The sequence below is a fragment of the Rhizobium sp. RSm-3 genome (genome assembly GCF_001854685.1).
Lineage (GTDB): Bacteria > Pseudomonadota > Alphaproteobacteria > Rhizobiales > Rhizobiaceae > Rhizobium > Rhizobium ecuadorense.
The window spans coordinates 57,483-74,780 of the sequence record NZ_MAWZ01000018.1; the positions used below are offsets into that span (position 1 = coordinate 57,483).

The window sequence follows — 17,298 nt, forward strand, 5'->3', positions numbered from 1 at the left end:
CCATCGGAATCCACGCTCGAGGGGGTTGAGCTGTCGATCGTCTTTGCGGAAGCGGAACCGGTGGGCAGTTTCGTTGGGACCAGCATCTCCGAGCCGCTACTCCAGATCGGCATCCTTGTCACCGTGGGCGGTTATCTGATCTATCTCCAGCCGCTGATGAGGATGGCCGTCGCAGCCACCTTCGCCCCGCAGATTGCGTTCGTCCCGATGTTAGGCTGCTCACCTGGCTTTTGGAGATGCCGCTCATACCCATGGCCTTGACCAAGTCGTCGACAGAACGAGTCGAGATTCCCTGGATATACGCTTCCTGGATAACGGCCGTCAGAGCTTTCTCTGCCATGCGGCGCGGTTCAAGGAAGCTCGGAAAGTAGCTGCCTTTGCGCAGCTTCGGAATGCGAAGCTCGACGGTGCCAGCCCGCGTCTCCCGATGTCACGGTAGCCATTGCGTTGTGCGAGCCGCATCGAGTTCTTCACACCGAAGTCTGCACCCGTAGCCGAGCCTACTTCCAGCTCCATCAGCCGCTCGGCGGCAAGGCCGATCATCTCACGCAACAAATCTGCATCGGCACTCTTCTCAACAAGGGAGCGCCCGTTCATCATGTCATTGGTCATCGGTGATCTTTCCGTCAGGTTGGTCTTGAACAACCCGACCCTAGCGGAAAAACACTGATGGCCGCCCGCAAAGCCGATCACCCGCTACAGCGCAACGAGAAGCGCGCGGGCGCTCGGCTTTACTCCCTACCGTCACCTACGCCACGTACTGGGACACGATCCGATAGAACGGCCACCTTTTCCCGCGTGCAAGTGGCCATATGGGGGTGGCGTAATAACCACGCATACGCGAGGTCGGTATGGCAGGTTTGATCTCTCCTTCCAGGTCGCTCGCGTTATAGATCGCGACGACGCCGGGCACCGAGAACGCATCGCCGACATCGATGTTCAGGATTCGGGCATGTGGCTGGTCGGAGCGTCGCAATGCGATATGCAACATACCGCGGCGCCATGTCATCGACATACTGACCAACACCCGTCAGCAGACGTGGATCTTCGGTGCGCTTGTCCCGCTTGCCGACAAGTTTGGGCCGCAGCTCGACGGAATGGTCCTGCTGGCTCATTCGTAGAACTCCACACCCTTTCGCAACTCTTGCCATTGCGCGTCGTCGTGGCCGAAAATGATAGAAGCTCCCCGCTCCCGAAGAGCTTTCAGGCGAGTGAGTGCCTCTGCGGCGAGTTCGATGTTCCAAGTATTTCTCGGAGCGATACCGGTGTCGACGCTCGCCTGGAGCGGGGCAGCATCTGAAGCGAGTATAAATGAACCATCTTTTTCCAGCTCGACACGGGCGACGGTCATTCCGGGGGTATGACCCGGCATGGGCAGCAAGACGATGCGCCCGTCGCCAAAGACGTCATGCTCGGCATTGAAGGTCTGGAAACCCTGGGGCTGGTCCCATTCTCCTCGAAGATAGCCTTGATTTTCTGCACCGCTTGCCGTGGCGGCCTGCGCCTCCGCTTCGTGGCAGAGGATCGTTGCGCGCCGAAAGTACGCGTTGCAGCCGCAATGATCGGGATGCAGATGTGAACAGATCACAACATCTATGTCCTCGGGGTCGAGAGCAAGAGTCTTCAACTGATGAACGACCGTCCGCTCTGGCGAAAAGATCGGGGTCATAACCTTGCTTAACCCACCCCATCGCGCGCCTGGATCGATGGCGGCCTCTGGATTGCATCCGCTATCGAACAGCGCGTTGCCTTGGGGATGGCGCATCAGGGTGGCGTGAACCGGCAATTCAATCGCTTCTTCCTTCAGCGCCCCAGGGACGTAGATGGACCGGCGCATACGAAGGCGGCCGGCCTCGAGAAAATGCATCTTCATCTTAAAGGTCCTCTCTTGCTAGCCAGTTCGCGGACGGCGGTGACGATGTTTTCATAGCCCGTACAACAACAGATGTTTCCTGAGAGCGCTTCCCTGATCTTATCATCGGTTTCCAGCGGATGGTGGCGAAGAAGGTCGATGATCGCCAACGATGAAACTGGGCCTACAAATTCGCATTGCAGGCCATGATGCTGGCGGAACGCTTCTTGGATTCGTCCGAGTATCGACGCTTCCCTGGCCATGGTTTCGATTTCGCTCCCGTCTGCCTGCACTGCAAGCATCAGACAGGAGCGTGCGCTCCTTCCATCGAGAATGACGGTGCAGGCACCGCAAACGCCATGTTCGCACCCGACATGGGTTCCGGTCAGGCAAAGGATCCTGGCGCAGGAAGTGGCTCAGCAGCGTTCGTGCTTCGATCGTGCGCGTCATATACGCTTCGTTGACGCTGACGGTGATCGTCTTCTCACTCATCTTGCTTGAAGCCTTTCGTGGTTCGCGCGGCTCCAGGCGGCGCGAAGGGCCCGTTTGGCAAGGACGCCTGAGAGATGCCTGCGGTAATCTGCAGAGGCATGGATATCCGTGTTGGGCGTGAGGATTCCAGCCAGGCGATCCGCCACCGTATCGAGAACCGGCTCGGAAACATCCGTCCCCTCGATGATGCCCTCGATCTCTTCAAGCCGCAGCTGGGTTTCACCAACGCCCATCATGCCAACGCGAACGTCAGACGCCCTGCCATCTACACAATGCAGCGTCGTCGCAAAGCAAGCGAGTGCGAAGTCCCCGTGGCGTTTTGCAAACTCCTCAAATCCCCATCCGGCATCCGGTCTCATCGCGTCGAGCTCGACGCGAATTACAAACTCGTCCGGTTCCAACGAGTTGACCAGCGATCCGACAAAAAAATCGGCTGCAGGTATTTCGCGTCTGCCGCGCTGAGAGGAGGCGATGACCGTCCCACCGAGGAACCGTGTCATCATCGGCATCTCGGTCGCTGGATCCGCATGCGCGACGCTGCCGCCGAAGGTGCCGCGGTTGCGCACGGTCATATGGGTGACGTGATGCATCGCCTCATGCACGATCGGCAAGTGTTGGCGGATGATCGGGTCTGTCGCGGTCATGTGATGGCGTACCGTCGGCGCCGATTCTCACCCGATCTCCGTGCAGTTCGATCCGATCTCCATGAACCGACGTTACTACGCGCGGCGCCCAAAATCCCGCGGCCCTGCTCGGATGGATACGATCTCTCTGAGCAGTTCGAGGTTCTCGCCGGTCATGGTGGCCACGTCTTCGATCGTGCAGATATGCATCGAACGAGCCATCAGGCGGCCTTTTGCGCAGTGGAGACCGTCGGAAGCATATTCCACGGCAACAGGTCTTCAAGCCTATCTACCGGTTAATCTTTGATCTGGGTTAGGACGTCCGTGAGGTAGCTCTCGGGGTTGCGGCCATGCAGTTTGTCCGTTCCAATGATGGTCAAGATATTAGCGTTGCGCTATCCCGTTCGTAATTTGCATCGTGTAAGTCTTCACTCCTGATGCTCGTTCTCGGGCCGCGCCACGCAACGCGCGGCCCGTCTTTCGGTTTTCTCAACCCGGGAAATTGCTACTCGGATTGATTGATTATTACGAGTTTATATGCAACCTTCGGTACGATCGCCGACGGTCGGCGCACATCAGGAGGAAAAACCATGATCCGTACTACTGCAGTTGCAGCACTTGTGTTTGCTGTAGCAACCTCAGCTTTTGCTTTCGATGCAAGCAACTTCAAGGATTTTTCAAGCATCGCATCGGCTTCCAGCAGTTGGCAGAACCAGTCCGGCTCGACGATGATCATTCAAGTCGACTCGTTCGGAAATGTCTCCGGCCAATATGTAAACAGAGCCCAGGGCACCGGATGCCAGAACTCGCCCTATCCGCTAACAGGAAGGGTAAACGGGACGTTCATCGCATTTTCGGTCGGCTGGAACAATTCGACGGAGAACTGCAATTCCGCAACCGGATGGACCGGCTACGCACAGGTCAACGGCAACAACACTGAGATAGTCACGAGCTGGAACCTCGCTTACGAAGGCGGCTCCGGTCCGGCCATTGAGCAAGGACAAGACACTTTCCAGTACGTGCCGATGACTGAGAACAAAAGCCTCTTGAAGGATTAATCTCCTCTGCCCTGCCGGCGCTGGCCCGTCAGAGATTGTGGAGCAAGAATTCATCGAATATGGCCAAAGGCTTAGACGAAGCTGCTTTCCCTGCCGAATAAAAGCGCCGCGTGCTCGTCCGCGCGGCGCAAATCCTTATTTGATGAGTTCAATGCGGCCAAAACGGCAAGCTTTCCGGACAAAAGTAAGCATCCGAGGATGCGCCGCCTTGGGGCAAACGCGGCGATCTGATCAAGGTCGTTTGGCACGATGCCAGGGGGCCTGCCTGTTCACGAAAAAATTGGAGCGAGGAAGGTTTATCTAGCGTGACGGCCAGGGCGCTTGTCTGTTCACGAAGAAGCTGGAGCGCGGCCGCTTCATCTGGCCGTCAGCCGCTGACGGCACGGTGGTGATCACACCGGCGCAGCTCTGTTATCTGCTCGAAGGTCTACAGAAATATCCCTGCTTGTGAGTCTGACGAATCATCACCGGACAAGATCGAGGTGCTGGATCCGAGCCATCCGTTATTTGGACGCTCCTTTAATGTGATCCGTGAGGTGGGACGTAGAGGCGGCAACTTCGCGCCGTCGTATGAGGTTGAACATCGTGGTGGATCGACCTTGCTGATACCCGTGTCTGCGACACAGGGATATGTCGAAGCCTGAAATACTGACGCGCGAAGGACACCATTCGCCCAATTGTGAGGAGAAGGTTTTGCCAATCACTGTGCAACGCCTTCGCCTGCAGCGGGCATCTAGGTAAAGGCACAGCGCAACAGATGGACACACGAACCTAGTTTGCTCAGCGCCGTACAACTTGCCGCCAGGCTCGATATTCCCGTCAATTGGATTTACGTTCAAATCAGGCGGAAGCGCCTGCTCATCGACCAGCAATCAACCGGAGCATATTTGTTCCAAAATTCCCCGGCGGTCGTCAACGCGGTTCGCGACCTTCGCAACCGTACCATTCATCAACTCGATCTGAGAATCATTCAGCCTCACCAGGAGGGGCATCAACATGCGTTGTCGCTGGAGGGAATTGACTGGCGCGCACGGCAGGAAACCTGGCGCCCCAGCCGGGTTTGACTCAATTTTTGCATTGAGATTGTTGAGAAATCTGATTCAATGTCGTTATGACATTGCCGCCGCTTACCCTGCCATCGGACCTTGCCAGCGCTCATCCGGCGCTGCTGGCCGAACGTGCTGCGCGGCTGCAAGCTGAGGCGGAAGCGGCCAACGCGAAGGCGCGGCTGTCGAGCATTGAGGCGCTCAACGTGCATTTGCAGTTGCTGATCGGCAAGCTGGAGCGCGAGAAGCACGGGCCGCGCCGCGAGCGCACGCAGCGGCTGATCGATCAGTTGGAATTTGCAGCTCGAAGAGCTCGTGGCGTAGGCCGCCGAGGACGAACTGAGCGTCCAAGAGGCCGCAGTCAGAACACAGTCCGTGCGCGCCTTCGCCCGCAAGCGTCCAGTGCGCAAGGCGTGGCCCAAAGACGTCGAGCGCGCACGCATCGTCATCGAAGCGCCGACGGCATGTGCCTGCTGTGGCGGCTCGCGGCTGTCGAAGCTGGGCGAGGATGTGACGGAAACGCTGGAGGATATCCCGCGCCGATTCAAGGTGATCGAGACGGTGCGCGAGAAATTTACCTGCCGCGATTGCGAGGCGATCAGTCAGGCTCCCGCACCGTTCCATGCGACGCCCGCGCGGCTTCATCGGCCCTCAGTTGCTGGCGACGATCGTGTTCGACAAGTTCGGGCAGCACATCCCGCTGAACCGCCAGAGCACGCGGTTCAAATGTGAGGCATCGGTCCGTCGACCCAGACCCTGGCCGGTGAATGTTGATCCGAATGTCTTCGAGCTGCGGCAAATGCTGGAGCATCACTGTCGCACGGCATACCAGGAGGCAACGTAGCCGGCTGCGGCGACCCCATGCGAATGCGGGACGTCGCGGACGATGCTACCGACAATGGCGTCCCTTTGATCGACGCCATTCGGCCAGTTCGGCACGATGTAGCCGCGATAGCTGTAGATCCAGGTCTCGCCGGCCACATCGCCCTTTCCAGTGAATTGCAGCTCGACAGGGTCTCCCGGACGCACCGTACCGGTCAATTCCAGCGACCACCCGGGCCCACCAATGGTTCCGCCGACCTTGCGCCGAGCCAACTCGGTCAGCACCAGCGTTCCCTGGCCAAATTCCAGTGCATTGAAATCAACCGATAAATCGGGATTGTTGATCAGGCTGCGATAACTCCAAGTGCCAGTGAAGCTCATAGTTCCTCCCAATGGCGATCGACGCCCTAATGATGGCCGGAAACGGTGCCACCCTGGCCGTCCGGCAGGGTGATCCTGATGTTCTGCATCATGCCCTGGTCCTCATGATCGAGGATGTGGCAATGCAGAACGAACTCGCCGATATAGCGCTGGTAGTGCGTCCGCACGGTGATCGTGTAGCGCGCCGACGGATCGGTGCCGGGATTCTTGATCCACAGCGTGTCCTTCCAGACATTTTTCAAGCCTGGATATTGCGGATCGCCGTCGTCATCGGCGCCAAGCGCGCTGACATCGTTGCCGGCCGCATCGACAATTTTGATGATCTGAAACGAGATTGACATGGATATGGAATGGGTGGCTGACGAAATCCGAGCGGAGCGTCCATTCGTCGACTCCGCTCAGCGGCAACGTCCGGTCGATGCGGTTGGGATCATAAGGTTTGCCGTCAACCTCGAAGAAGGCGGCACCCGGCTGTTTCACATCGATGTTAAACACCAGTTGCTGCTCGCCGGTGACCTCGCCCGCGTCGATGTCCGGATGGGGAATAAAGCTTGAGAGCGACATCTCGTTCTTGAGGTCATCGATAACCTTGCCGGCGACATTCTGTGACATCGTGCGCTCAGCCGCCGAAATCAGCCAATCCTGCAGATAGGTGCCGATCTCGCCATTGACGGCATGGCCGCCTACTGCAGTGACTATGCCGAGAAGCCGTCGGCTTGGAGCCTCCTGGTTGACGCTGGCCGCTGCCGGTGCGGCGCCATCGATGATGCAGTAGTCACCCGCTCCTGGCAACACCACCAGCGCGTCAACGCGGTAGCCCGGTTGCAGGATCGCTTGCTGCCGCATCTGCACCTGCGCCATTGTCAGCCCGTCCTGGGCCACCACCCCATACGGAATAGTATCCTTGCCGCAATTCTGGTCGATCCATCTGTCGGTGTCCGCTGCCGCAAGCGTGCGGAACGCGGTCGTCCCGGTCTTGCGCCGGATTTCGAAATTGATGGTGTCGCGAACCCCGGCGTGTATCATCCGCCACCGCTCGACCGAGCCAGCCTCCGCTGATGCCAACTGACCAAGCACCTGGCCGTTGACGCTGGTGAAGCGGCCCGAAGCCGGCCAACTGCCAGGTCCGAACTGATCGTAGCTTTCGATGCCGCCCACCTGTCCTGGCTGGCAATCATAAGTGATGTCGCCATTGTTATCGGTGCAAGCATATTGAATCTGCTGTAGCACCAAAACCCGTTCGGCGATATCGGAGCCGCCCGGCCGCTTCAATAGGCGGTCGATATCGCCAGTCTCGGTCGGTGTCGGCATGCGATCGCCACGGATGATCAACGCCCCGGACATGCCACTCGACACCTGCAATGCGGTTGATCCGTGTAGGTGTGGGTGATACCAGAAGGTGCCGGCGGGATGCTCAACGGCGATGTTGTATTCATATTGGAACGAAACGCCGGGACGGATTGAGATCAGCACATTATCGCCATTGCCAGACGGATTTACCCAGAGACCGTGCGAATGCAGGTTGGTACCGTTGAAGCAATGGGGGGTATTGGCACTGCCACCGCCGATGCCGCAGGTGGAATCCTGAGGGAACAGGTTGTGAAGCGTTACCCGCACCGTCTGACCGGGCCGTAGATCGATGGTCGGTCCAACCAATGGCGTGTCGGCACCGGATAAGCCGGTCTGGCGGGCGTCTTGATAGCCGCGCAGTTTAACGTGGTCGTAGCGCGCCGTGGCCGGATTGTAGATCTGTCGGTCGAGATAGGTAGCGTTCATATCGAGCAGAACCTCGCCCGGAAATGTCTCCCGGCTTTGTTCGAAGGTTTTCAGCATCCCCTGGGATTTTGTGATAGGTTGCAGCATATAGGCCAGGGGGTTAGTCACGGCCCTGGCCTCTTGAGCGACTGCGAATAGCGCATGGGTGACCGAAAAAACGCTCGCCATACCGAAGATCGCAATTTTGTCAGACACAGACAAACAACCCTCCCAAACCTCTGCCCGGAGTTTTGTTCTCCCCGGGTCGAACCGCATCCACAAAGTTCTACTGCGTCACCATGCGTTCACCTGCAATTCGACTTTGACTCGCGCGCTTTCTCGGGAGAAGACAGCTGCCGCCGCGCGACGAGAAAGTTTCAAGACTCATGCCACTCTGGCCGGATCGAGCCTCAGAAGGAATCTTGTGCCTATGCTTCAAGGACTTCCACGAGAGCGCGGTAGGAAGTCGGGCGGAACAGCACCATGGCGCGCACCTGACAAACCTGACAGCAGGTGTAGTAGGCCCGACATTTTTGTGGGGAGCATCGTTACGTGCGGCAATACGCGTCTCACCTTGTTTGTTTGTCGAGCTGCACTCGAGCAACGCCTTGACGCTCATATCGCGGTCACCGCCGCGGGCATTAATGTCGGCGTCACATACCGTTCATCACACCGCCTAATCGGAGAGACACCACGGGCAGACTACGCCAGTTCTTCCGGCTCTCTGCGCTGCGCGATGATCTCGAAACTAGGTTGCTTGCTCAGGAGTATCGCGCCCTGCTCCTCGACGATCATTTCGACGACGGCAGGAGGGAGCCCTTCCACAATCTTCTCCTATGGACGTCTCTTATGGACGTCCAACGCGATATCTCAGATGCACGGAGCCGAGGCCAGCGGCTTCGGCGCTGATAAACGTGAGCCTCGCCCTGCCGTCAAGCCCATCCTCGCCGCCCTCGAATATGGCCGGTGTACTCGACTTGCCTCCGATCGCAGGGAAGATGACCAGGCTGACCTCGTCAACAAGACCCGCCTTCAAGAAATGGCCATTGGTTTGCGCCCCGCCTTCCAGCATCAAGCGCTTCACACCGAACTCGGTTCCAAGAAGGTCGAGCGCGTTTTTCAGATCGACGCCATCTTTCTCCGAGACGATATAGGAAACGCCAGCCTGGGTGAGGCCCGCCAGGTAAGCATCATCCACGTCAGATCCTGTCAGGACCACAAGGTGAGCTCCCTCAATGTCGCTCTTGTCCCAGCGTAGCCGACCGTCCTTATCCACGATGACAGCGAACTCGCCGGCGTCCGGGTTGGCGATATGGATCGGTCGCGCGGCTGTGCCGGTTGCTTGATAGGGGCGGTCGACGGCGTCCGCGAACTCTTCTCCCGTCGCTCTTCCCGAAAGCCAGGCGTCGGCACCGATCTTCTCATGCAGGCCGTCATAGATCTTCACGAGCTCATCGACCGAATGGCCGGTTGCCTCGGCCCAATCATTGACGATCAATCGGCCATCCAGCGGCGACATCATGTGACAGATTACATAGGGTCTGGGCATTGGATTACTCTCCTCTACAAACATTCCACCGTCAGTGACCTGACTTCAACCAGGCTGCGAGTTTATCCATCCAGTCGGGGTGCCAGCGTGAAAGCGCCGGCCGGTTCAGGATCATGTCGTCGGCCGCCCAGCGGATCCTTCTGGCATCGATCGCAGACGTAACCGCGTTATCCGGACAGATGATGTAAAAATTCTCGTCGAGCAGACGGACCAGGAAGTATTCCACCAGTTGCTCTGCGGTCCATGCCTCATCGGGTTTCGCAATGCCCTGCGGCTTGAGTGCGGTGTTCATGGGTGTCCACGTGTAGCCAGGGACGAGGAGATGAGCCGAAACACGACCTCCCGTCTCCTTCAGAAGCTCGTGCGACAGCTGTTCGGTCAGGACTTTGACAGCTGCCTTCGCCACCGAATATGCGGCGTTACCTGGAGGAGTCGTAATACCTTCCTTGGAGCCGAGGTTGACAACGGCCGACTGGCGACCGGCTTCGATCATGTAGGGCACGAAGACGTGTTGCGCGGCCAGAACACCTCCGAAGTTTACATCGATCTGGCGTCGCCACTTTGCAGGATTGTCCCAAGGGCCGGCTCCTTGCGTTATGCCCGCGTTGTTTACTAGGACGGCCACGTCGCCAAACCGCGAAATCGTTTCGTCCCGCAACCTGGTCAGTGCCGACAAATCTGATACGTCGCCGCTCACGATCAGGATGTCCGTGTCGAGTGTCGAAGTAACATCCTCAAGTGCGTCGGCGTCGAGATCCAGCAGCGCGAGCTTCATGCCGCGGGCCGCGAGAGCCCTCGCGATTGCCAAGCCGATGCCCTTCGCAGCTCCCGTGATGACCGCAACGCGGCCAGGAGCAACGACGCTGTTCATTCTCTCGCTCATTTTTTGTCTTTCCCGTCATTGGACCGTCACCGCTGGAAGGTGTGCCGGACAAGCCGTCGCCGTGGAATTTTTCTCCGAGAAGCGTGCCGGCCGATGGCACCAGCGCAGAGAAGTCCATCAACGCTACTCGGGCGCTTGGGTCGTCGGATCATATCCGCAGGCTGCGAACGACCGTTCGATCGCACTATAAGAATAGGGTAGCGCGACGGCTACTTGAAGTGAGCGGGATCGCACGCACCGATGAGCCGTGTTCACTCAAGGGCCTTCGTGACGTAGGGAATGCCTGGCCAGTTCGACCGCGGACGGGACCAAAAAGGTAACGCACTCCTGGTCCCTGCCAGATCGGTGGATGATTTTCACTCACCGCCCCGATCAATTTTGCTCATGTAACCAATCGGCTCCACGGGCATTTGGTCACCAGCGCCTCGAGACGATCGTAGTGCTGACCAAACCAAAGGAGTGAAATCATGACAGGGAATAAACCACTCGCAATGATCACGGGCGGCTCATCTGGAATAGGCTTCGAGCTTGGCAAACAATTCGCCAAGAATGGATTCGATGTCGCCATTTCAGGCTCAAGCGACAAGGTGAACGAGGCCGCCGATGCGCTACGAAGCCTTGATGCCGAAGCATATCCGTTCAAAGCGGATGCCTCGACGTACGATGGCGTCGAGAGGTTCTGGACCTTTACGCAGGGGCTGGGGCGCCCCTTGGAAGCCGCGGCTCTGAACGTCGGTATCGGTATTGGCGGCGCCTTCGTCGATAACGATCTCGAGGATGAGCTTCGCCTGCTTGCGATCAATGTAACCGGGACCGTCCATATGGCCAAACGCGTCGTCCAACATATGGTCAAGAACGGCCGCGGCAGGATTCTCATCACCTCCTCGGTTTCGGCGACCCTGCCCACGCCATACGAAACCGTTTACGGCCCGTCGAAGGCATTTGGTTATATGTCCGCGGAATCTCTGCGCGAGGAGTTGCGCTCGACCGGGGTCACGGTGACGGCACTCCTTCCGGGCGCCACCAACAGCGACTTCCACGCGAACGCTGGAATGGGCGGTACGAAGCTCGGTGGCCAACAAAAAAACGACAAGACGCTCGTCGCCCAGCAGGGGTTCGAGGCTCTCATGAACGGCATCGACCATATCGTCGGCGGAGATCAGGAAACCAAGCGCCAGGTGTTGGAAAACCGGACGACCCCCGAGCCCGTCAAAGCCGCGCGGCAAGCCGAATTGACCCAACCGCAGTGAAGGAGCATGTCACATCTGAAAAACAAGGTCGCCATCGTCACAGGGGCTTCCTCGGGCATTGGAGCGGCGACCGCCAGAGGATTGGCGGAAAAAGGTGCGCGCGTCGTCCTTGCCGGCCGCAATGAGGAACGCCTCAGTCAGATCGTCGAAGACATCACCGGTTCGGGAGGTATTGCCAGCTACAAGGTTGCTGATGCCACGGATTTTGAGAGTACCAAGGCCCTCGTCGCGTTCGCCACAACGACGTACGGCCCGGTCGATATATTGGTCAACAATGCCGGCCTCATGCTCTTTTCCTATTGGAAGGATGCCGCCGTCGGCGATTGGAACAAGATGATACCAATCTGCGTGGCTATCTGCATGCGATCGCCGCGGTGCTGCCGTCGATGTTGGAGCGCCGGTCCGGCCGCATCCTGAATATGAGCTCTATCGCCGGCGTTCATGTCGGCGAGGCGGCAGGGGTTTACGGAGCCACGAAGTTCTTCATACGCGGTATTACCGAAAGCCTCAGGAAGGAGGTGGGCGTGGGTAGCGGGATCCAAGTGTCTATGATCAGCCCTGGCGTGATCGATACCGGCTGGGCCGACAAGGTTCATGACGAGACGGGCAGAAAGATCGCCGGAGAGCTCAACAAGCAGGGTATTCCGCCGTCGTCGGTGGCTGAAGCCGTGGTCTATGCACTAGACCAGCCCCCGGAGATCACGATCAACGACATTTCGTCCATGCAACCCGGCAGGACTGGTAGCCCGCGTTTTCGAGAGCTCAGAACTAGAACCTCCGGGACTGTTAGACCGCCTCGCGGAACCAACCGGTGCCGTCTCTCGTGGCTGTGGACACGAAGATCTTCATTGCATGACGATCTAATCCCGGACGTTTTCGTTTTTCAGCGACCGGGCCATCTCCGCCGTCCTTCGCAGGATCCAACATGGATCACTAGGTCAAATTTTTGACTGCTTCCTCGGCCATCACATACCAAATACAGGGCCAGTTAAATAAGGATTGAAGGTGCCGGCCGGCCTGAAGCAAGGTCGGCGCCGGCAAGGGCGATCTTTTTCAGTACAAGTGCGAGTATCCATAACTCATGGTATCAACGCGGGCCGATCTGGCCGACCTTGAAACTTTCGTCGCGATCGCGCGTGCGGGGGGGGGGGCCGAAAGGCCGCCGCGCTTCGCGGCGTTTCCGGGTCTGCCCTCAGCCACTCGATCAGGGGTTTGGAGGCCCGTCAGAATGACCATGACCGCTGCGAAAGACGCCGTGCCTGCATCGTCGCCGTCAATGACATCGACTTCCCCGGCCTGCAGGCCATCGGATCCGTCGAGGCCACAAGCCGTCATGCCGATGGCCGTCTGACCAGCCATGTCCGCTACTTCCTGCTCTCCACCGTCATGTCGGCTGCCGCCCTGATCGAGGTAACCAGAACTCATTGGCAGATCGAAAACAAACTGCACTGGGTGCTCGACGTCCAGTTCCGCGAGGATGCCGCCAGAAACCGTAAGGATCACGGACCGGCAAACATTGCTCTGTTACGAAAGATTGCCCTCAACCTCATCCGAGCCCATCCAGATAAGGCCTCCATTCGTCGAAAGATCAAGAAGGCAGGGTGGGACGATCAGTTCCTCATCTCTATCATCGCTCATATGCGATAGCCCTGCTTCACCAGGGGAATTTGAGTGCCGGCAGAAAGCGGTCGCTCGCAGCCAGAAAAATAATTGGCAGCAAGATCGCCTGGCATCCTTTAACATGCCGAAAGCGGAAAAAAATACGTGACAGCCTCCGATCCCTCTCTGAGCCGAGGCCATCCATGATGATAGAGAATCCGCAAGTCTTCGGCTGTCTGACACAACCAGCCGGTACGAATGCGGTACTGCCACGGCTCTCCTCCAGGCGCCCGTTTTTGATCTCTCGATATCTAAATTTGTGCAGACGAGCAGGCAAAGCTATAACGGCAGGATCAACGAATACTGGTAGCTCTCAGACAATCTGGATCGATATCAACCGGAAATGCCTGCATATGTAGGGAGGATTCAAGCACGGCGTGAGGGCGATGCAGACGGACGAGGCGGAGACGTCACGGAAACACGAGAGCACCTGCATCACCTCGCTCGAGGTTTCCAGGCGGCCTTGTAGGAGACCCGCGGCGTAGTGCCCCGAAAACCCCACCGCGCAAATGCTGATTATGAAAGACAGTACGAAAATGATTACTCTGTAGCCGGACACGGGACAACAGCCTGTCCATTGTGGTCGATCCTTGTCCATAGGCGGTGAAGAAACTTCATCAATCGGGATCCGCCTCCGAGGGAAGCATCGAATCATCAATGACGACACGAAAGCTGCGCGACCGAGGTTGTCTGTCAACAGATTGTCTGATAAAGCTTGCTAAGGTTCAAACTGTCTCACAAACTTGCGGAGGAATAACTCCGTAACAGAACCGGCGCTGCCGCAGCCGGCACAACTTTCACTGCTGAAATCGATTGCCGCGATGTCCCTTGTTTTCAATGGAAAGCGGTGACCGCATCTCGGCTATGTGAAGGCTTCGAACATGTCGTCGTCCTCGCGACGGCGGGACGCGACGCCTTGATGAACAAACGGGCGTCCTTTTTATGGATGGACGGCTCCATGGCGCCGAGATCACTAGCTTCCCCAATATGCATCTCGAGATGCCGATCTGGGACAGCTAAGTATTGAGATTCAAGAAGCAGAGAAGATGATTGATAAGAAAGCATTGCTCGATAATATGACCTTGGCGGAGCAGGTCTCGCTACTTTCCGGCGATACGTTCTGGTCTTTACCGCCCATCGACCGCCTAGGGATAGGGAGATTGCGCTTGACCGACGGCCCCAACGGCGCCCGCGGGGCGGGGTCTTTTGTCGGAGGTGTGACTGCAGCGGCTTTCCCGGTGGGCATCGCCATCGGAGCGAGTTGGAACCCGGATCTAGCCAAGGAAATCGGCAGTGCCCTAGGTGACGAGGTTCTTTCAAAAGGTGCCCACGTCTCGTTAGCCCCCACCGTTAACATCCAGCGTAGCGTCACAAACGGCCGCAACTTTGAGTGCTTCTCTGAGGATCCGATCCTGACGGCGGAACTTGCAGTCGGCTATATCGAAGGTCTGCAGTCCACGAAAGTCGGTGCCACGATAAAACATTTCGTCGGCAACGAGTCCGAGATTGAACGTACAACCATCTCTTCAGATATCGATGAACGCACGCTGCGCGAAGTCTACCTGATACCCTTTGAGACGGCGGTGAAGCGGGCAAAGGTCTGGGCCGTGATGTCTTCGTATAACAAGCTAAACGGTACTTACACGGCGGAAAGCCATTGGCTGTTGAACGAGGTTCTGCGCGGTGACTGGGGTTTTAACGGCGTGGTGATGTCGGACTGGTTCGGCTCGCGTTCGACCGCACCCACCGTGAATGCCGGGCTGGATCTGGAGATGCCGGGCCCGACTCGCGATCGCGGCTCCAAGCTACTGGCTGCGGTCGAAGGCGGCGAGGTTAGTGTCGAGACGATCCGCGCCTGTGTGCGCAATATCCTGACTTTGATGGAACGCACCGGCGCTATCAACGATCATCGCGAGTTTAAGGAGTACGCCATTGATCGACCGAAACATAGGGCATTGATCAGGCGCGCGGGAGCGGAAAGCGCAGTTCTGCTACAGAATGACGGGATCCTGCCATTGGCTCAGCAAGGTATGGTCGCCATCATTGGACCCAATGCTAAGGTCGCGCAGGTGATGGGAGGCGGCTCGGCGCAGTTGAACCCTCACTATGTCATCAGTCCGTGGCAGGGGCTGGTGGACGCGCTGGGTGAGGAGAATTTGTGCTACGCTCAGGGTTGCAACAATTATCGGTTTCAGCCGCTAATCGAAAACCCCACAACCTTCGAGTTTTTCCAAGGAAGGGAGCTAGCTGGCGAACCGGTGAAGGTCGTCGAGGAACCGTCGAGCCTTGGTGTATGGTTGCCCCCCGTGGCCGAGGGCTTTGTCGATCCCCTTCGCTTTTCGGCTAGAATGCGCACCATCTTCACAGCCTCGGAAGCCGGCATCTATCGCGTCGGACTAACCTCGGCCGGGCTTGGCCGGGTCTATGTGGACGGCAGACTTGTGGTGGACGCTTGGGCTTCCTGGATACGTGGTACCACATTCTTTGAAGAAGGCTGCGAAGAGGTCGTGGGTGAAATCACGCTCGAAGCCGGCCGTACATACGAGGTCGTCGCCGAGTACGCCCGGCACGACCACGTCAACCTCTATATCGCTGCAATTCGGGTAGGAATAGGCAGATTTTCGGCCGAAGCGGAGATTGCCGAGGCAGCAGCCGTCGCGGCAAAGGCTGATCATGCGGTAGTCTTCGTGGGCAGAACGGGCGACTGGGATACCGAGGGCTCCGATCTTCGCGGTATTGCACTTCCCGGTCTGCAGAACCAGCTTGTTGAGGCGGTAATTGCGGCCAATCCGAACACGATCGTCGTACTACAAACCGGTGGACCGGTGGAAATGCCCTGGCTTTCCGGTGCTCGTGCAGTACTGCAATGCTGGTATCCCGGACAGGAGGCTGGCAACGCGATCGCCGATGTGCTCCTCGGCAAGGCCGAGCCCTCGGGCCGACTGGCACAGACCTTCCCCGTGCGCTGGGCTGACAACCCCACACATACCGAGGATGACGCGGTCTATCCAGGTAAGGACGGCCATGTGCGATATGACGAAGGTGTGTTCGTCGGTTATCGGCACTACGACCGCCACGGCATTAAGCCGCTGTTCCCGTTCGGTCATGGTCTCGGTTATTCAAGCTTTGCGATGTCGGACCTGACGGTAGGGCTACCGGACGCTGCCGGCGCGGTGACAGTGACACTGGAATTGACCAACATCAGCGAGCGGCCAGGTTCGGCAGTGGTGCAAATCTATGTCGGCGATGTTGAAGCATCTATACCCAGACCGGTTAAAGAGCTGAAAGCCTTCTCGAAAATTGCCCTGGAACCCGGTGAGAAACGAAGGTTGCGTTTCGTACTTGACGCCCGAACATTTGCCTTCTTCGACACGACCGAGCGGCGTTGGCGGATAGAGGCGGGGGAATTTGCAGTGATGGCTGGGTTCTCGGCCACCGACATCCGTTTGAGTTTAACTGTCACGCAAAAGGGCGCTGTCTTGGCGCTCTGAATGTGCCGCAAATCAATGACCATATTGGGCAGTGGTTGAGTTCCAACGTATGCAGTTTTGGCGGTGAAGCTGGGTGAGTTGAGTGAGAGAATGCCTCAAAACCGGTACTTGGTTAATGGCCTGGCCAAACACCGCCTGCGCCTCCAAAAACAGGCAATGTTTTCTGAACGATCGTAAGCGCGATTTTCCCCGCACCTTCTGCAATTGAGTGAGCTTTGGCATGAGGTGTCCACCCAAATAGGTGGACACCAAGGGATGGAAGAAGTGACCTGCCACTGGATTTTCATCCGGCGGCGATTAGAGCCTCGGCGGTTTTGAATACGCCAAGTGGCGCGGTGTGAGGTAAGCGGTGTTTTCAGGCCACGGCTTTGAGATCGGGCTTTGCGGCATAGGCCCACGGCAGCAGATCATCGATCTGGCTGTTTGGGTGGTCGTTG

Annotated in this window: 11 protein-coding genes and 8 pseudogenes; 8 read left to right on the forward strand and 11 right to left on the reverse strand. The window is 57.9% G+C overall.

The features are described 5' to 3' along the window. Positions 1 to 211 precede the first annotated feature (211 nt). The 6 genes and pseudogenes from BBJ66_RS17575 to BBJ66_RS35870 all read right to left on the reverse strand — a co-directional run. Positions 212 to 612, reverse strand: a pseudogene (locus BBJ66_RS17575) (transposase); the annotation flags it as partial. Positions 613 to 790: 178 nt separating this feature from the next. After that, positions 791 to 1,115, reverse strand: a pseudogene (locus BBJ66_RS17580) (xanthine dehydrogenase family protein molybdopterin-binding subunit); the annotation flags it as partial. Further along, the gene (locus tag BBJ66_RS17585) at positions 1,112 to 1,873 is read right to left on the reverse strand and encodes an N-acyl homoserine lactonase family protein (protein WP_049731167.1); all 762 of its coding nucleotides are present in this window, start codon (positions 1,871 to 1,873) and stop codon (positions 1,112 to 1,114) included. The pseudogene BBJ66_RS17580 and the gene BBJ66_RS17585, both read right to left, overlap by 4 nt. Continuing rightward, positions 1,870 to 2,154 (reverse strand): 2Fe-2S iron-sulfur cluster-binding protein, encoded by a 285-nt coding sequence (locus BBJ66_RS35780; protein ID WP_012489426.1) that lies wholly within the window; start codon positions 2,152 to 2,154, stop codon positions 1,870 to 1,872. Before BBJ66_RS35780 ends, BBJ66_RS17585 begins: the two co-directional genes overlap by 4 nt. Before the next feature lie 186 nt (positions 2,155 to 2,340). After that, the gene (locus BBJ66_RS17595) at positions 2,341 to 2,988 is read right to left on the reverse strand and encodes an FAD binding domain-containing protein (protein WP_041684021.1); all 648 of its coding nucleotides are present in this window, start codon (positions 2,986 to 2,988) and stop codon (positions 2,341 to 2,343) included. 200 nt (positions 2,989 to 3,188) lie between these two features. Next, a pseudogene (locus BBJ66_RS35870) lies at positions 3,189 to 3,362 on the reverse strand (transposase domain-containing protein); the annotation flags it as partial. Positions 3,363 to 3,557: 195 nt separating this feature from the next. On the opposite strand from BBJ66_RS35870, the gene BBJ66_RS17600 reads away from it, so the two are divergent. The 4 genes and pseudogenes from BBJ66_RS17600 to BBJ66_RS17610 form a co-directional block, all read left to right on the forward strand. Then, positions 3,558 to 4,025, forward strand: a complete 468-nt coding sequence (locus BBJ66_RS17600; RefSeq protein ID WP_012489429.1) for an avidin/streptavidin family protein — start codon at positions 3,558 to 3,560, stop codon at positions 4,023 to 4,025. 319 nt (positions 4,026 to 4,344) lie between these two features. After that, positions 4,345 to 4,476, forward strand: a pseudogene (gene tnpB, locus BBJ66_RS33245) (IS66 family insertion sequence element accessory protein TnpB); the annotation flags it as partial. A gap of 325 nt (positions 4,477 to 4,801) precedes the next feature. Next, positions 4,802 to 5,089, forward strand: coding sequence for a hypothetical protein (locus tag BBJ66_RS17605; RefSeq protein WP_008534161.1), 288 nt, complete (start codon positions 4,802 to 4,804; stop codon positions 5,087 to 5,089). Between the two features lie 47 nt (positions 5,090 to 5,136). Next, positions 5,137 to 5,839 (forward strand): annotated as a pseudogene (locus BBJ66_RS17610) (IS66 family transposase zinc-finger binding domain-containing protein); the annotation flags it as partial. Positions 5,840 to 5,881: 42 nt separating this feature from the next. Here BBJ66_RS17610 and BBJ66_RS17615 read toward each other — a convergent pair. The 5 genes and pseudogenes from BBJ66_RS17615 to BBJ66_RS17630 form a co-directional block, all read right to left on the reverse strand. Beyond that, on the reverse strand, positions 5,882 to 6,274 hold the full coding sequence (locus BBJ66_RS17615; RefSeq protein ID WP_004674379.1) for a hypothetical protein: 393 nt from the start codon (positions 6,272 to 6,274) through the stop codon (positions 5,882 to 5,884). 26 nt (positions 6,275 to 6,300) lie between these two features. Then, positions 6,301 to 8,251, reverse strand: a pseudogene (locus BBJ66_RS17620) (multicopper oxidase family protein). 480 nt (positions 8,252 to 8,731) lie between these two features. Next, on the reverse strand, positions 8,732 to 8,854 hold the full coding sequence (locus BBJ66_RS35650; RefSeq protein WP_257784633.1) for a hypothetical protein: 123 nt from the start codon (positions 8,852 to 8,854) through the stop codon (positions 8,732 to 8,734). Between the two features lie 22 nt (positions 8,855 to 8,876). Then, on the reverse strand, positions 8,877 to 9,578 hold the full coding sequence (locus tag BBJ66_RS17625; RefSeq protein WP_012489430.1) for a RibD family protein: 702 nt from the start codon (positions 9,576 to 9,578) through the stop codon (positions 8,877 to 8,879). Between the two features lie 31 nt (positions 9,579 to 9,609). Then, positions 9,610 to 10,461 (reverse strand): SDR family oxidoreductase, encoded by an 852-nt coding sequence (locus tag BBJ66_RS17630; protein ID WP_041684022.1) that lies wholly within the window; start codon positions 10,459 to 10,461, stop codon positions 9,610 to 9,612. A gap of 467 nt (positions 10,462 to 10,928) precedes the next feature. On the opposite strand from BBJ66_RS17630, the gene BBJ66_RS17635 reads away from it, so the two are divergent. From BBJ66_RS17635 to BBJ66_RS17655, 4 genes and pseudogenes are all read left to right on the forward strand, one after another. Continuing rightward, entirely contained in the window at positions 10,929 to 11,711 is a 783-nt protein-coding gene (locus BBJ66_RS17635; protein ID WP_012489432.1) for an SDR family NAD(P)-dependent oxidoreductase, read from the forward strand. Positions 11,712 to 11,717: 6 nt separating this feature from the next. Beyond that, positions 11,718 to 12,661, forward strand: a pseudogene (locus BBJ66_RS17640) (SDR family oxidoreductase). Between the two features lie 277 nt (positions 12,662 to 12,938). Continuing rightward, positions 12,939 to 13,358 (forward strand): annotated as a pseudogene (locus BBJ66_RS17645) (ISAs1 family transposase); the annotation flags it as partial. Between the two features lie 1,058 nt (positions 13,359 to 14,416). After that, positions 14,417 to 16,861 (forward strand): beta-glucosidase, encoded by a 2,445-nt coding sequence (locus BBJ66_RS17655; protein WP_012489435.1) that lies wholly within the window; start codon positions 14,417 to 14,419, stop codon positions 16,859 to 16,861. Positions 16,862 to 17,298: the final 437 nt, after the last annotated feature.

Coding starts and splice junctions, on each gene's coding strand:
- BBJ66_RS35780 (WP_012489426.1), bottom strand. CDS start 2,154: ATGCTTGCAGTGCAGGCAGACGGGAGCGAAATCGAAACCATGGCCAGG.
- BBJ66_RS17585 (WP_049731167.1), bottom strand. CDS start 1,873: ATGAAGATGCATTTTCTCGAGGCCGGCCGCCTTCGTATGCGCCGGTCC.
- BBJ66_RS17600 (WP_012489429.1), top strand. CDS start 3,558: ATGATCCGTACTACTGCAGTTGCAGCACTTGTGTTTGCTGTAGCAACC.
- BBJ66_RS17625 (WP_012489430.1), bottom strand. CDS start 9,578: ATGCCCAGACCCTATGTAATCTGTCACATGATGTCGCCGCTGGATGGC.
- BBJ66_RS17655 (WP_012489435.1), top strand. CDS start 14,417: ATGATTGATAAGAAAGCATTGCTCGATAATATGACCTTGGCGGAGCAG.
- BBJ66_RS17630 (WP_041684022.1), bottom strand. CDS start 10,461: ATGAGCGAGAGAATGAACAGCGTCGTTGCTCCTGGCCGCGTTGCGGTC.
- BBJ66_RS17615 (WP_004674379.1), bottom strand. CDS start 6,274: ATGAGCTTCACTGGCACTTGGAGTTATCGCAGCCTGATCAACAATCCC.
- BBJ66_RS17595 (WP_041684021.1), bottom strand. CDS start 2,988: ATGACCGCGACAGACCCGATCATCCGCCAACACTTGCCGATCGTGCAT.
- BBJ66_RS17635 (WP_012489432.1), top strand. CDS start 10,929: ATGACAGGGAATAAACCACTCGCAATGATCACGGGCGGCTCATCTGGA.